This is a genomic window from Pseudomonas sp. B21-059 (genome assembly GCF_026016285.1).
Classification (GTDB): domain Bacteria; phylum Pseudomonadota; class Gammaproteobacteria; order Pseudomonadales; family Pseudomonadaceae; genus Aquipseudomonas; species Aquipseudomonas danubii.
This window is the reverse complement of record NZ_CP087201.1, coordinates 2,902,757-2,915,828: the sequence shown is the minus strand read 5'-3', so window position 1 is coordinate 2,915,828 and position 13,072 is coordinate 2,902,757. Positions and strand designations below refer to the sequence as shown.

Annotated in this window: 12 protein-coding genes and 1 pseudogene; 9 read left to right on the top strand and 4 right to left on the bottom strand. The window is 65.5% G+C overall.

The genetic code is table 11. The annotated features are described in order from the left end of the window. Positions 1 to 3: 3 nt before the first annotated feature. Both LOY69_RS13375 and LOY69_RS13370 read right to left on the bottom strand, forming a co-directional pair. Entirely contained in the window at positions 4 to 1,206 is a 1,203-nt protein-coding gene (locus LOY69_RS13375) for an SfnB family sulfur acquisition oxidoreductase (RefSeq protein ID WP_265074723.1), read from the bottom strand. A 201-nt stretch (positions 1,207 to 1,407) separates the two neighbouring features. After that, positions 1,408 to 1,971, bottom strand: a complete 564-nt coding sequence (locus LOY69_RS13370; protein ID WP_102879741.1) for a helix-turn-helix domain-containing protein — start codon at positions 1,969 to 1,971, stop codon at positions 1,408 to 1,410. Between LOY69_RS13370 and LOY69_RS13365 the strand changes: the two are divergent. Next, positions 1,966 to 2,992, top strand: a pseudogene (locus LOY69_RS13365) (DMT family transporter). The gene LOY69_RS13370 and the pseudogene LOY69_RS13365 overlap by 6 nt on opposite strands. Positions 2,993 to 3,137: 145 nt before the next feature. On the opposite strand, the gene LOY69_RS13360 reads toward LOY69_RS13365, so the two are convergent. Further along, complete coding sequence (locus LOY69_RS13360; protein ID WP_265074722.1) at positions 3,138 to 3,479, bottom strand: hypothetical protein; 342 nt, start codon at positions 3,477 to 3,479, stop codon at positions 3,138 to 3,140. Positions 3,480 to 3,702: 223 nt separating this feature from the next. Between LOY69_RS13360 and LOY69_RS13355 the strand changes: the two genes are divergently transcribed. From LOY69_RS13355 to LOY69_RS13330, 6 genes are read left to right on the top strand one after another with little or no spacing between them, the layout of a single operon-like run. Further along, entirely contained in the window at positions 3,703 to 6,621 is a 2,919-nt protein-coding gene (locus LOY69_RS13355) for a monovalent cation/H+ antiporter subunit A (protein ID WP_102864466.1), read from the top strand. Next, positions 6,621 to 6,965, top strand: a complete 345-nt coding sequence (locus tag LOY69_RS13350; protein WP_011060906.1) for a Na+/H+ antiporter subunit C — start codon at positions 6,621 to 6,623, stop codon at positions 6,963 to 6,965. The genes LOY69_RS13355 and LOY69_RS13350 overlap by 1 nt, the downstream gene beginning before the upstream one ends. Further along, positions 6,962 to 8,650 carry a monovalent cation/H+ antiporter subunit D gene (locus tag LOY69_RS13345; protein WP_102864465.1) on the top strand — a complete coding sequence of 563 codons (1,689 nt, stop codon included), beginning with the start codon at positions 6,962 to 6,964 and terminating at the stop codon, positions 8,648 to 8,650. The genes LOY69_RS13350 and LOY69_RS13345 overlap by 4 nt, the downstream gene beginning before the upstream one ends. After that, positions 8,647 to 9,135: a Na+/H+ antiporter subunit E gene (locus LOY69_RS13340; RefSeq protein ID WP_102864464.1), complete on the top strand. Its 489-nt coding sequence runs from the start codon at positions 8,647 to 8,649 to the stop codon at positions 9,133 to 9,135. Before LOY69_RS13345 ends, LOY69_RS13340 begins: the two co-directional genes overlap by 4 nt. Further along, a complete protein-coding gene (locus LOY69_RS13335; RefSeq protein WP_016962858.1) occupies positions 9,132 to 9,410 on the top strand; it encodes a K+/H+ antiporter subunit F in 279 nt (92 codons plus the stop codon). Before LOY69_RS13340 ends, LOY69_RS13335 begins: the two co-directional genes overlap by 4 nt. Continuing rightward, positions 9,407 to 9,775 (top strand): Na+/H+ antiporter subunit G, encoded by a 369-nt coding sequence (locus LOY69_RS13330; protein ID WP_102864463.1) that lies wholly within the window; start codon positions 9,407 to 9,409, stop codon positions 9,773 to 9,775. The genes LOY69_RS13335 and LOY69_RS13330 overlap by 4 nt, the downstream gene beginning before the upstream one ends. A gap of 130 nt (positions 9,776 to 9,905) precedes the next feature. On the opposite strand, the gene LOY69_RS13325 is transcribed toward LOY69_RS13330, so the two are convergent. Then, positions 9,906 to 10,343 (bottom strand): DUF3995 domain-containing protein, encoded by a 438-nt coding sequence (locus LOY69_RS13325; RefSeq protein ID WP_102864462.1) that lies wholly within the window; start codon positions 10,341 to 10,343, stop codon positions 9,906 to 9,908. 96 nt (positions 10,344 to 10,439) lie between these two features. Here LOY69_RS13325 and LOY69_RS13320 point away from each other — a divergent pair, with 96 nt between their 5' ends. Both LOY69_RS13320 and LOY69_RS13315 read left to right on the top strand, forming a co-directional pair. Next, the gene (locus tag LOY69_RS13320) at positions 10,440 to 10,826 is read left to right on the top strand and encodes a DUF2946 domain-containing protein (protein WP_170003274.1); all 387 of its coding nucleotides are present in this window, start codon (positions 10,440 to 10,442) and stop codon (positions 10,824 to 10,826) included. A gap of 87 nt (positions 10,827 to 10,913) precedes the next feature. Further along, positions 10,914 to 13,049 (top strand): TonB-dependent receptor, encoded by a 2,136-nt coding sequence (locus tag LOY69_RS13315; RefSeq protein WP_265074721.1) that lies wholly within the window; start codon positions 10,914 to 10,916, stop codon positions 13,047 to 13,049. Positions 13,050 to 13,072: the final 23 nt, after the last annotated feature.

The following is a 13,072-nucleotide window of genomic DNA, read 5'->3' as shown; positions in this document are numbered from 1 at the left end:
CTTTCAGTTCCAGGCGTGACGGGGTGGCTTGACGCCGTTGAGCAGGAAGTTGCCGATCAGGTGGTATTTCCAGCGGGCCGGGTCGTGCAGGGTGTGGGTGCGAGCGTTGCGCCAGTGGCGGTCGAGGTTGTACTTGGCCGACACCGAGCGGGTGCCGGCCAGTTCGAACAGCTTGCTGGCGGCGAGCAAGGCGCTTTCTGCCGACAGCACCTTGGCCTGGGCCACCACCAGCGAGGCGTGGGCGACGCTGTCTTCGCTGGGGCTGGCGAGGGCCTGGTCGACCGCCTCGGCGGCCTTGACCAAGATCGCCTCGGTGCCGTGCACCCGCCATTCCAGGTCACCGATGGCGGCCTGGGTAAAAGGGTCCTGCCAGCCGTGATCCAGGCCACTGTCGATCCACGGCCGGGACTGCCGGGCGTAATGCTTGGCGTCTTCCAGGGCGGCGACGGCGATACCGGTGTCCACCGCGGCCTGGATGATCTGCGAGATCGGGCCGTCGGCGGTGGGTTGGTCGAAGGCCCGGTGGGCCGGGATCACCGCGCTGCGCGGCACTTGCACGGCCTTGAGGCTGACCCCGCCGCTGGCGGTGGTGCGTTGGCCGAAGCCGTCCCAGCTGTCGATCACCGTGAGGCCGGGGTTGTCGCGCTCGATAAAGGCGATATGGGCCTGGTTGTGCTCATCCACCGCCACCGTCGGCACGATGTGGGCAAACAAGGCGCCGGTGCAGTAGAACTTCTCGCCGTCGACCTGCGCCTGCTCGCCGGTAAAGCGGATCTGGGTTTCAAAGGCGCCGACGTGCTTGCTGCCGGCCTCGGAAAACGCGTTGCCAAAGCGGTAGCCCTGCAACACCTTGGCGAAGTAGTGCTGCTTCTGCTCTTCGCTGGCGGTCTGCAACAGAATGTCCACCACGCCGAGGTGGTTCTGTGGCAACTGGCCCAGGGAGGGATCGGCGGCGGAGATGAGCTTGATCACCTCGGCCAGGGTCACGTAGGACACCCCGGCGCCGCCGTAGGCCCGGGGAATGGTGATGCCCCACAGGCCGCTGGCAGAGAACTCGTCGAGTTCCGCCACCGGCAGGCGCCGTTCGCGGTCGCGTACCGCGGCCTCCACGGCAAAGCGCTGGGCCAGGGCCTGGGCCACGCTGATGGCCTCGGCATCGCTGCGGATGAGGTGGGCACTGGGTGAGGGTTGGGCTGGGGCTGTCATGGGCCGACTCCACGTCCTGAAGATCAAGATAAACACCGCTCGGGTGCTCGCTATCAGGACAATTGCAGGAGTCGTGCCTAAATATAAAATCCTTTTATTTCAACAGCTTGAAGATTACTTCGGAGAAAAGGCATCAACTGAAAACAGGCAGAATGTTCAACCGCTGTTGACTGGCCAACAGTGGCCGACACGCCTGGGCAATCAGTACACCACGTTGCGCACGAAGCGCGTGGCCTGGGCGCCGTCATTGCGATAGCCGTGAGGCACATGACTGGCGAACATGAAGAAGTCGCCGCTTTCCAGGCGCCGCTCGGCGTCTCCGAAGAACAGCGTCAGGCAGCCCTCGACGACATAGATCTGCTCGCTCCAGCCGACGGTGTCGCACTCCGAGTGATAGACCTCGCCAGGCTCGAGCTGCCACTCCCAGAGTTCCACTTCACGGCTGGCCTCGGCCTTGGCCAGGAGCAGCGCCTTGCTCCCGGGGATGACGCCGGCCCAGGCCAGCTCGTTGATACGGCTCGGGTCTCGGGCATCCGGGGCCTGGATCAGGTCGCTGAAAGCCACGTTCAAGGCCTCGGCCACTCGGTCCAGGGTGCCGAGGCTGACGTTCTTCTCCCCGGCCTCGATGGCCACCAGCATCCGCCGACTGACGTCGGATTTTTCCGCCAGGGCGCTCTGGCTCAAGCCTGCGGCATGGCGCAGGCGTCGCACGTTGAGGCTGACATGTTGCAGGACCGAAGCCCGTTGGACGTTATCTTTGTGCACTATATTGCTCGCTCTCCGGGCCTGCGCAGTATACTGCCCAGCTTCCGGCGCATTGTGCGTCCCCCCTCAGGTAGCACGCAAGGCCATGACTTCAACGCCCTCCCGCGCAATGCGCTTCCCACTCAGCAGGGCCGAAGCGGTGCTGGCGCTGATCACCATGATCTGGGGCGGCACCTTCCTGCTGGTGCAGAAGGCCATGAGCGTCAGCGGGCCGATGTTCTTTGTCGGCCTGCGCTTTGCCGCGGCGGCGTGCATCGTCGCCTTGTTTTCATTGCGCCACCTGCGCGGGCTGACCCTGTTCGAGCTGCGTGCCGGGACCTTTATCGGCACCGCCATCATGCTCGGCTACGGCTTGCAGACGGTGGGCCTGCAAAGCATTCCCAGCAGCCAATCGGCGTTTATCACGGCCCTCTATGTACCTTTCGTTCCCCTGCTGCAATGGCTGTTCATGGGCAAGCGTCCGGGGCTGCTGCCAAGCATCGGCATCATGCTGGCGTTTACCGGGTTGATGCTGCTGTCCGGCCCCAATGGCGCCTCGCTGGATTTCAGCCCCGGGGAGATCGCCACCCTGATCAGCACAGTGGCCATTGCCGCCGAAATCATTCTGATCAGCAGCTTCGCCGGGCAGGTGGATGTGCGCCGGGTCACGGTGGTGCAACTGGCGGTCACCTCACTGCTGGCCTTTGCCATGGTGCTACCGACCGGGGAAGCGTTGCCGGGGTTTTCCTGGCTGCTGCTGGCCAGTGCCCTGGGCCTGGGGGCAGCCAGTGCGGCGATCCAGGTGGCGATGAACTGGGCGCAGAAAAGCGTCTCGCCGACCCGCGCCACCCTGATCTATGCCGGTGAGCCGGTGTGGGCCGGGATTGTCGGGCGGATCGCCGGGGAACGCCTGCCCGCGCTGGCGCTGCTGGGGGGAGCCTTGATCGTGCTGGCGGTGATCATCAGCGAATGGAAACCCAAGGGCCGGGCCGCGGATGCTGATCAACCGGCATTGACCGGGCAGGCAGCGGACGGCCTGTAGCACCCGGCTTGCCGGCGAAGGCGGTCTCGCGGGCCTCTTCGCTGGCAAGCCAGCTCCTACGGTTGGCAGGGGTATCGCGGGGCATGTAGGAGCCGGCTTGCCGGCGAAGGCGATCTTGCGGACCTCTTCGCTGGCAAGCCAGCGCCTACCGCGCGGGGTCGCCAGGGGCGTAGAGCCAGGTAGGGACGGTCAACGACCCCTTGTGCTTGGGCTCCAGCTGCACCGGGTCATGCTCGGGCGCACCGTGGAAATAGAAATAGGCATGGTAGAGCACATGCCCCTCGGCAAAGGCGCGGTCGAAGTAGAGCACCGTGCCCGCTGGCAGCTGGTAGGTCCGATCATCCCCCATCGGGCCTTCGATGATCAGCGCCTGTCGGGTCTTGAGCATGTCGGGTCGGTCGAGATAATGCTCCACACCCACCCCCAACCCGGCGCCGAAGGCAGTGAACAGCAAGGCGAAACAGCCCCGTCGAAACAGCCGGCCCATGGCCGATCCTTTAATCATGTGCACCCTTGTCGATCCTTGTGGTGTTTTGACCTGGGCAGGACCTTGGCCCTGCAGCGCCCGGTGAACGGGCGCATCAGGCATTTGTCTCCTACCTTTGAAAGCGTATGTAACATTTCTTTGGGGGGCCGGGCCGCGCATGGCGGTTGGTGATCCAGGGCCTGGCACGTATTATGCGTCATACTTTTCCGCAGATTAGAAGCCTATGTCCCTGATAGTTCTACTGCTTCTGCCATTCATAGGCAGCTGTCTGGCGGCCGTGCTGCCGCACAACGCACGTAACACCGAATCCCTGCTGGCCGGCCTGGTGGCACTCATTGGCACCGTCCAGGTGGCTTTGCTGTACCCGCAGATCGCCGATGGCGGGATTATCCGCGAGGAATATACCTGGCTGCCGAGCCTGGGCCTGAACTTCGTGCTGCGCCTGGACGGCTTCGCCTGGCTGTTCTCATTGCTGGTGCTGGGTATCGGCAGTCTGGTGGCGCTCTACGCGCGTTACTACATGTCGCCGCAAGACCCGGTGCCGCGCTTCTTCGCCTTCTTCCTGGCGTTCATGGGGGCCATGCTCGGCCTGGTGATTTCCGGCAACCTGATCCAGATGGTGTTCTTCTGGGAGCTCACCAGCCTCTTCTCCTTCTTGCTGATCGGCTATTGGCATCACCGCTCCGACGCCCGCCGTGGCGCCTACATGGCGCTGATGGTCACCGGCGCCGGGGGCTTGTGCCTGCTGGCGGGGGTCATGCTGCTCGGCCATGTGGTCGGCAGCTACGACCTGGATCAGGTGCTAGCTGCCGGAGACAAGATCCGCGCCCATGCGCTCTACCCGATCCTGTTGCCATTGATCCTGCTGGGCGCCCTGAGCAAGAGCGCGCAGTTCCCCTTCCACTTCTGGCTCCCCCACGCCATGGCCGCGCCGACGCCGGTCTCGGCCTACCTGCACTCGGCGACCATGGTCAAGGCCGGGGTGTTTCTCCTGGCCCGCCTGTGGCCGTCGTTGTCCGGTACGCAAGAATGGTTCTACATCGTCAGCGGCGCCGGGGCCTGCACCCTGGTGCTGGGCGCCTACTGCGCGATGTTCCAGAACGACCTCAAGGGCCTGCTGGCCTACTCCACCATCAGCCACCTGGGCCTGATCACCCTGCTGCTGGGCCTGAATAGCCCCCTGGCGGCGGTGGCGGCGGTGTTCCACATTCTCAATCACGCCACCTTCAAGGCGTCGCTGTTCATGGCCGCCGGGATCATCGACCACGAGAGCGGCAGCCGCGACATCCGCAAGCTCAACGGCCTGATCAAGCTGATGCCCTACACCGCGACCCTGGCCATGGTCGCCAGTGCCTCGATGGCCGGGGTGCCGCTGCTCAACGGCTTCCTGTCCAAGGAGATGTTCTTCGCCGAGACGGTGTTCATCAATTCCAGCGCCTGGGTGGAAATCGCCCTGCCGGTGATCGCCACCATCGCCGGGACCTTCAGCGTTGCCTACGCCCTGCGCTTTACCGTGGATGTGTTCCTCGGCGAACCGGCCACCGACCTGCCGCACACGCCCCACGAGCCGCCACGCTGGATGCGTGCCCCGGTTGAACTGCTGGTGTTCACCTGCCTGCTGGTGGGGATCTTCCCGGCGCAGATCATCGGTCCGCTGCTGGCCGCCGCCGCACGGCCGGTGGTGGGCGGCACCCTGCCCGAATACAGCCTGGCCATCTGGCACGGCCTCAATGCGCCGATGATCATGAGCCTGATCGCCATGTCCTGCGGCATCGTGCTTTACCTGTTGCTGCACAAACCGCTGGTGGCGGGGCGTTTCGCCTACCCGCCGGGAGTGGGCCGCCTCAACGGCAAGCTGCTGTTCGAGCGCAGCCTGGTGGGCATGACCCGCCTGGCCCGGCGCCTGGAGCGGCGGCTGAGCACCAAGCGCCTGCAGACCCAGCTGTTTCTGCTGATTCTGGCGGCGGTGATCACCGGCCTGATTCCCATGCTCTACAGCCAGCTGACCTGGGGCGACCGGCCGAAGATTCCCGGCTCCATCGTCTTCGTGACCTTCTGGCTGCTGGCCATCGCCTGCGCCCTGGGCGCCGCCTGGCAGGCCAAGTACCACCGGCTGGCGGCCCTGACCATGGTCAGCGTCTGCGGGCTGATGACCTGCGTGACCTTCGTCTGGTTCTCGGCGCCGGACCTGGCCCTGACCCAGCTGGTGGTGGAGGTGGTGACCACGGTGCTGATCCTCCTCGGCCTGCGCTGGCTGCCACGGCGGATCGAGGATGTCTCGCCGCTGCCCAGCAGCGTGCCCAAGGCGCGCATCCGCCGCCTGCGCGACCTGAGCCTGTCGATCGCCGTCGGCCTGGGCATGGCGGTGCTGTCCTACGCCATGCTGACCCGCCCCACTCCCAACGATATTTCCTCGTTCTACCTCAGCCGTGCCTTGCCTGAAGGCGGCGGCACCAACGTGGTCAACGTGACCCTGGTGGACTTCCGCAGCTTCGACACCCTGGGCGAAATCACCGTGCTGGCAGCCGTGGCCCTGACCGTGTTCGCCCTGCTGCGTCGCTTCCGCCCGCCCAAGGAAAGCATGCAATTGCCGGCGCAACAGCGCCTGCTGGCCCCGGACGTGGTCACCGATCTGGTCAACCCGCGCCAGGCCAGCGACACCGCCCTGGGCTTCATGATGGTGCCGGCGGTGCTGGTGCGCCTGCTGCTGCCGATTGCCCTGGTGGTGTCCTTCTACCTGTTCATGCGCGGGCACAACCTGCCGGGCGGCGGTTTTGTCGCCGGGCTGGTGATGTCGGTGGCCTTCATCCTCCAGTACATGGTGGCCGGCACCCAGTGGGTCGAGGCCCAGATGAGCCTGCGGCCGCTGCGCTGGATGGGCACCGGCTTGCTGTTCGCCCTGGCCACCGGCCTCGGCGCCCTGGCCTGGGGCTACCCGTTCCTCACCACCCACACGGTGCATGTGGACCTGCCGCTGTTCGGTGATATCCACATCGCCAGCGCCCTGTTCTTCGACATCGGCGTGTACGCGGTGGTGCTGGGCGCGACCCTGCTGATCCTCACCGCCCTGGCGCACCAGTCGGTGCGGGCCCACAAGCCGGCCAGCCAGTCCAAATCCCTGATCAAGAGCGGAGCCGCCTGATGGAAGAAGTCATCGCAATCGCCATTGGGGTCCTCGCCGCTTCCGGAGTCTGGCTGGTCCTGCGCCCGCGGACCTTCCAGGTGGTGATGGGCCTGTGCCTGCTGTCCTACGCGGTCAACCTGTTCATCTTCAGCATGGGCAGCCTGTTCATCGGCAAGGAACCCATCGTCAAGGACGGCGTGCCCCAGGACCTGCTGCACTACACCGACCCGTTGCCCCAGGCCCTGGTGCTCACCGCCATCGTCATCAGCTTCGCCATGACCGCGCTGTTTCTGGTGGTGCTCCTGGCGTCCCGGGGCCTGACCGGCACTGACCACGTCGACGGCCGGGAGCCCAAGGAATGAGTTCGTTGTCCCACCTGATCGTCGCCCCCATCCTCCTGCCGCTGCTGACGGCGGCCATCATGTTGCTGCTGGGGGAGAAACACCGCCCGCTCAAGGCGCGGATCAACCTGTTCTCCAGCCTGCTGGGGCTGGCCCTGGCCGCGTACCTGCTGTACTGGACCCAGGTCCAGGGCGCCACCGGCTCCTTCGGCGTGTACCTGCCGAGCAACTGGCAGGTGCCCTTCGGCATCGTGCTGGTGGTGGATCGCCTGTCGGCACTGATGATGGTGCTCACCGGGATCATCGGGGTCAGCGCGCTGCTGTTCGCCATGGCCCGCTGGGACGGCGCCGGGGCCAGCTTCCATGCGCTGTTCCAGATCCAGCTGATGGGCCTGTACGGCGCCTTCCTCACCGCAGACCTGTTCAACCTGTTCGTGTTCTTCGAGGTGCTGCTGGCAGCCTCCTACGGCCTGATGCTGCACGGCTCTGGACGGGCGCGGGTGTCGTCGGGGCTGCACTACATCACCATCAACCTGCTGGCTTCGTCGCTGTTCCTGATCGGCACGGCAATGATCTACGGGGTCACCGGGACCCTGAACATGGCCGACCTGGCGATGAAGATCCCCCTGGTGCCGGAAGCCGATCGCGGCCTGCTGCATGCCGGCACGGCGATCCTGGCCATCGCCTTCCTGGCCAAGGCCGGGATGTGGCCGCTGAACTTCTGGCTGGTGCCGGCCTATTCCTCGGCCAGCGCCCCGGTGGCGGCGCTGTTCGCGATCATGACCAAGGTCGGGATCTACACCGTGCTGCGCCTGTGGACCCTGCTGTTCTCCGGGCAGGCCGGGGCCTCGGCCTACTTCGGCAACCAGTGGCTGATCTACGGCGGCCTGGCGACGATCTTCTGCGCCGCCCTGGCGATTCTTCCGGCCCAGCGCCTGGAGCGCATGGCCAGCCTGAGCATCCTGGTGTCGGCGGGCATCCTGATCGCGGTGATCGGCTTCGCCCAGCCGGCGCTCACCGGCGCGGCGCTGTTCTACCTGTTCAGCTCGACCCTGGCGCTGTGTGCGCTGTTCCTGCTGGCGGAGTTGATCGAGCGCTCGCGCTCGGCGGTGGAAGTGCCTCTGGAAGACGAAGGCGAAATCCTGCCGCGGCCCATGGAAACCCTTCCCCCGCCCCGGGGCAGCAACCTCGACGACGAACAGCAAGTGGTGGTCGGCCAGGTGATCCCCTGGACCATGGCCTTCCTCGGCCTGAGCTTCATTGCCTGCGCCCTGCTGATCATCGGCATGCCGCCGCTGTCGGGCTTTATCGGCAAGCTCAACCTGATCGCCGCCCTGCTCAACCCGACGGGCCTGGGAACCAGCAGCGACACGCCGATCCCGCTGGCGGGCTGGATTTTCCTGGTGCTGCTGATCCTCTCCGGCCTGGCCTCGCTGATCGCCTTTGCGCGCCTGGGCATCCAGCGTTTCTGGAGCCCGGAGGAGCGACCTTCACCGGTGTTGCGGCGTCTGGAATGCGTGCCGATCGTGGCGTTGCTGGGGCTCTGCGTGCTGCTCAGCTTCAAGGCCGAGCCGCTGCTGCGCTTCACCCAGGCCACCGCCGACAGCCTCAATCATCCGGAGCACTATGTGATGGCGGTACTGGGCACCCGCACCGTGCTCAGCCCTGAGTCCAAGGCCACCCAGGCGGCGGAGGTGCAACCATGAAGCGTCTGTTCCCTGCCCCCTTCCTGTCCCTGGCGCTGTGGCTGCTGTGGCTGGTGCTGAACCTGTCCATCAGCCCCGGCAATCTGCTGCTGGGGGCCATCCTGGGCTTTCTCGCACCGCTGCTGATGCGCCCGCTGCGGCCGCTGCCGATCCGCATCCGCCGCCCCGGCACCATCCTGCGGCTGTTGCTGCGGGTAGGCTGCGATGTGCTGGTCTCCAACCTGATCGTGGCCTGGGGCGTGCTCAACAACGGGCGCCGGCCGGTGCGCTCGGCCTTCGTCAAGATCCCCCTGGACCTGCGCGACGCCAATGGCCTGGCGGCGCTGTCCACCATCACCACGGTGGTGCCGGGCACGGTCTGGTCCGAGCTGTCCCTGGACCGCAGCATCCTCTTGCTGCACGTCTTCGATCTGCAGGACGAAGGGCAATTCATCCAGCACTTCAAGGCGACCTACGAGCGCCCGCTGATGGAGATTTTCGAATGAGCGTGCTGTTGACCAACGCGATCCTGCTGAGCCTGTTCCTGTTTTCCCTGGCCATGGTCCTGACCCTGGTGCGCCTGTTCAAGGGCCCCTCGGCCCAGGACCGGGTCCTGGCCCTGGACTACCTGTACATCCTGGCGATGCTGATGATGCTGGTGCTGGGCATCCGCTACGCCAGTGACACCTACTTCGAGGCGGCGCTGCTGATTGCCCTGTTCGGCTTTGTCGGCTCCTTCGCCCTGGCCAAATTCCTTCTGCGCGGCGAGGTGATCGAATGAACAGCCTGGAACAACTGCCCCTCTGGGTGGAGGTCCTGGTGGCCGTGCTGCTGGTGATCAGCAGCGTCTTCGCCCTGATCGGTGCCCTGGGCATCCTGCGCATGAAGAGCTACTTCCAGCGCATGCACCCGCCGGCCCTGGCCTCAACCATGGGCTCCTGGACCGTGGCCCTGGCCTCGATCCTGTATTTTTCAGCGCTCAAGTCCGGGCCGGTGCTGCATGCCTGGCTGATTCCGATTCTGCTGTCGATCACGGTGCCGGTCACCACCCTGCTGCTGGCCCGCGCGGCGTTGTTCCGCAAGCGCATGGCCGGTGACGATGTGCCGGCAGAGGTCAGCAGCAAACGCAACGAAAGCGGCAACTGAGCACACCACCCCATGCAGGAGCCGGCTTGCCGGCGAAGAGGCCTTTGAGCCTTGCAGCGAATCGGCTGGCGCCTTCGCTGGCAAGCCAGCTCCTACACCAGCCAGCGCCTACAGTGGGCGGGCTTGCCCTTCAGGCCCAGGCCAGCACCAGCAATCCGGCACCCAGTACCACGCACAGCGGGGAATAGAACAGGGTGTCGAGACGGGCGAACTTCGAGTCACGCACTTGCTTGAAGAAGCCAACCAGCTCGGAGTCGCCAATGGCCCGGGCGAACATCAGCAAGGCAATGGCGCTGATCACCCATTGCAGGGACGGATGGGTCACGGTCGGCAGGTAGAGCCCAACCCGCAGGCAGACCAGCATCGCCACCAGCAACAGCCCCACCGCCACCAGCAAGGTGGCCAGGGCCGGAGGGTGAAAGGCCGGTTGGCTCTGCCCGGGAACCGGCCCCGGCACTTGGGGGATCACCGCGTCGCTGCCGCGCTTGCCTCCGGCGGCCCAGTACAGATGGATCAGGCTGATGAACAGAAAAGTGCCGGACATCCCCTGAGCGAGCAGAAGATTCATGTTCAGACGTCCTTGTAAAAAAGTCGTAAAGAGAATGGACTCGATTGCTGGTTTTTGTAAGTACGTTCGTCGCCTTCGATGATAAAGTGCCGCCCCATGAAATTGACCCGTTCCGATCGCTCGCTCGTTGCCTGGATGCTTTATTGCTGCGTCCTGTTCAACGTGTTTGCCTGCAGCATCGGCCACGGGCAGATGCTCGGCATGCAGCTCAACGGCATCGGCGGGCAGTTCTGCAGCATCGATCCCAACACCCAAGCCCCCCTGCAACAGCCGGCCGACCAGGACTCCCTGCCCACCCTGTCCAAGGCCTTCGGTTGCCCGCTGTGCTCCACCGGCGGCATGGGCCCGGCACTGAACTCCAGCGTCACCCTGGCGCTGTTGCCCCAACCCCAGGCGCCGCCGCTGGCGCGCCAGCTTCAGACCCACCTCCCGGCCCGTTTCACCTGGCCCGCCGCCCATCCTCGGGCACCGCCCTACGCCTGATTCTTGCTCGTGCTCGACCCGCCCACTGCGCTGCTGCGCGGCGCGCTTTCGTGGGCCTTTTCCTAGTCAAGAATTCAGGATGCATGCATGAAACACCTTCCTTTACTGGCGAGCCTGCTGGCCTGCCTGTCCGTCAACGCCTGGGGCAAATCCGGCCTGGAGCTGGTCCCTACCACCGTTAACGCCGAAGAGGCAGACGTTGAACCCGGCCTGTCCCTGGAGCAGTCCAGCGGCATGGCCTCGCGTTTGGGCCTGAGCCTGCGGGAAACCCCGGCCTCGGTGGCGATCGCCAGCCGCCAGGACATCGAGCGCCGTGGCGCCCAGACCTTCCAGGACGCCGCCAACGCCCTGCCCGGGGTCAATGCCAGTGCACCACCGGGGTTCGGCGGCTTCATCTCCTACCGCGGCTTCACCAGCAGCCAGATCACCCAGATGTTCAACGGCATCAACGTCGCCACCGGCCTGGCACGGCCGGTGGACGCCTGGATCTATGACCGGGTGGAACTGGTGGGCGGCCCCTCGTCGCTGATCAATGGCGCCGGCTCCGTGGGCGGCTCGCTGAACTACGTGACCAAGCTGGCGGACCGCCGCGAACAGGCGGCCGAGGGCCTGCTCAGCTACGGCAGCTACGACACCACGCAAACCGCTTTCGGGGTCAATCACGCCCTGAGCCCGGCGGGCGCCGAGGTGCAGCACTACGCGCGCTTCGACGTCAGCCACAACACCAGCAACGGCTACATCGACCGCCAGGAGCGCGATGCCTGGAGCCTGGCCTTCTCCCTGCTCAGCGACTTGACCCCTGACCTGTCCCACACCCTGGCGGTGGAATACCAGGACGAGCACGAAGACAGCCCCTACTGGGGCACCCCGGTGCGCAACCCCAAGGCCGGCGAGCTGAAGATCGACAAGCACCAACGCTTCAACAACTACAACGTCGCCGACGGCCTGTATGAACAGCGCACAGTGTGGCTGCGCTCGATCATCGACTACCGGATCAACCCCAGCACCAGCCTGCGCAACACCCTCTATCACCTGGACAGCCAGCGCGACTACCGCAACCTTGAGACCTACCAGTACAGCCCCGACAACAGCCGAGTGAACCGCTCCACCGCCTATCTGGTGCGGCACCAGGGCCAGCAGGACGGCAACCAGTTCGAACTGCGTCATGACGATCAACTGTTCGGCCTCGATACCACCTGGTCCGGGGGTTTTGAGTACAAGGTCAACAGCACCACCAGCTCTCCATGGAACGTCTCGGCCAACAACAGCGTGGACCCCGGCAACTTCCAACCGGGGTACTTCTACGACCTGAAGGGCACCCGCCAGAGCTGGGTCAAGGACAAGACCAACCAGGTCACCACCCGCGCCCTGTTCGTCGAGAACCGCCTGGCCCTGACCGACGAGCTGTCCCTGCTCAGCGGCCTGCGCTATGACGCCATCGACCTGGACGTGACCAACCACCGCGTGATCAGCGCCAGCAACCCGCGGCATCTCAAGCGCAGCTGGGAGCCGGTCACCGGGCGCCTGGGGCTGACCTGGCAGTTCCTGCCCAGCGCCAACGTCTACGTGCAATACAGCACGGCCGCCGAACAGCCCAGCGGCACCCAGAACTTCGAGGTGTCCACCGGCAAGCAATGGGAAGTGGGCAGCAAGTTCGACTACCTGGACGGACGCGGCTCGGCGACCCTGGCGGCCTACCGCATCGAACGCAAGGACTTTGCCGTCACCGACCCCCAGGACCCGGCCAACAGCATTCCCGTGGGCCAGCAGACCTCCAAGGGCATCGAACTGGCCAGTTCCCTGCGGGTCACCCCCAAGCTGCTGGCGGAGGCCAACTTCGCCTGGGTGGACGCCGAATATGACGAGTTCAACGAGAAGATTGCCAGCGGCGCCGTGGTCTCGCGCAAGGGCAACACCCCGACCAACGTCCCCGAGCGGGTGGCCAACCTGTGGCTGACCTATGACCTGGCCCCAAGCTGGCAGACCGGCGTCGATGCCCGCTACGTGGCCTCGGTGTACGCCGACAACGCCAACACCCTGACGCTGCCGGCCTACACCCTGTACGGCAGCTTCCTGCGCTACCAGGTCGACAGCCACACCACCGTCACCGGCCGGGTACGCAACCTGACCAACGAGGTCTACGGCAAGTTCGCCCATGTCTCCCCGGCTTACTACCTGGGCACCCCGCGCACCTTCGAACTGGCGGTGCAGACCCGCTTCTGACCCGCCTTGGGGGCCTCTTCGCC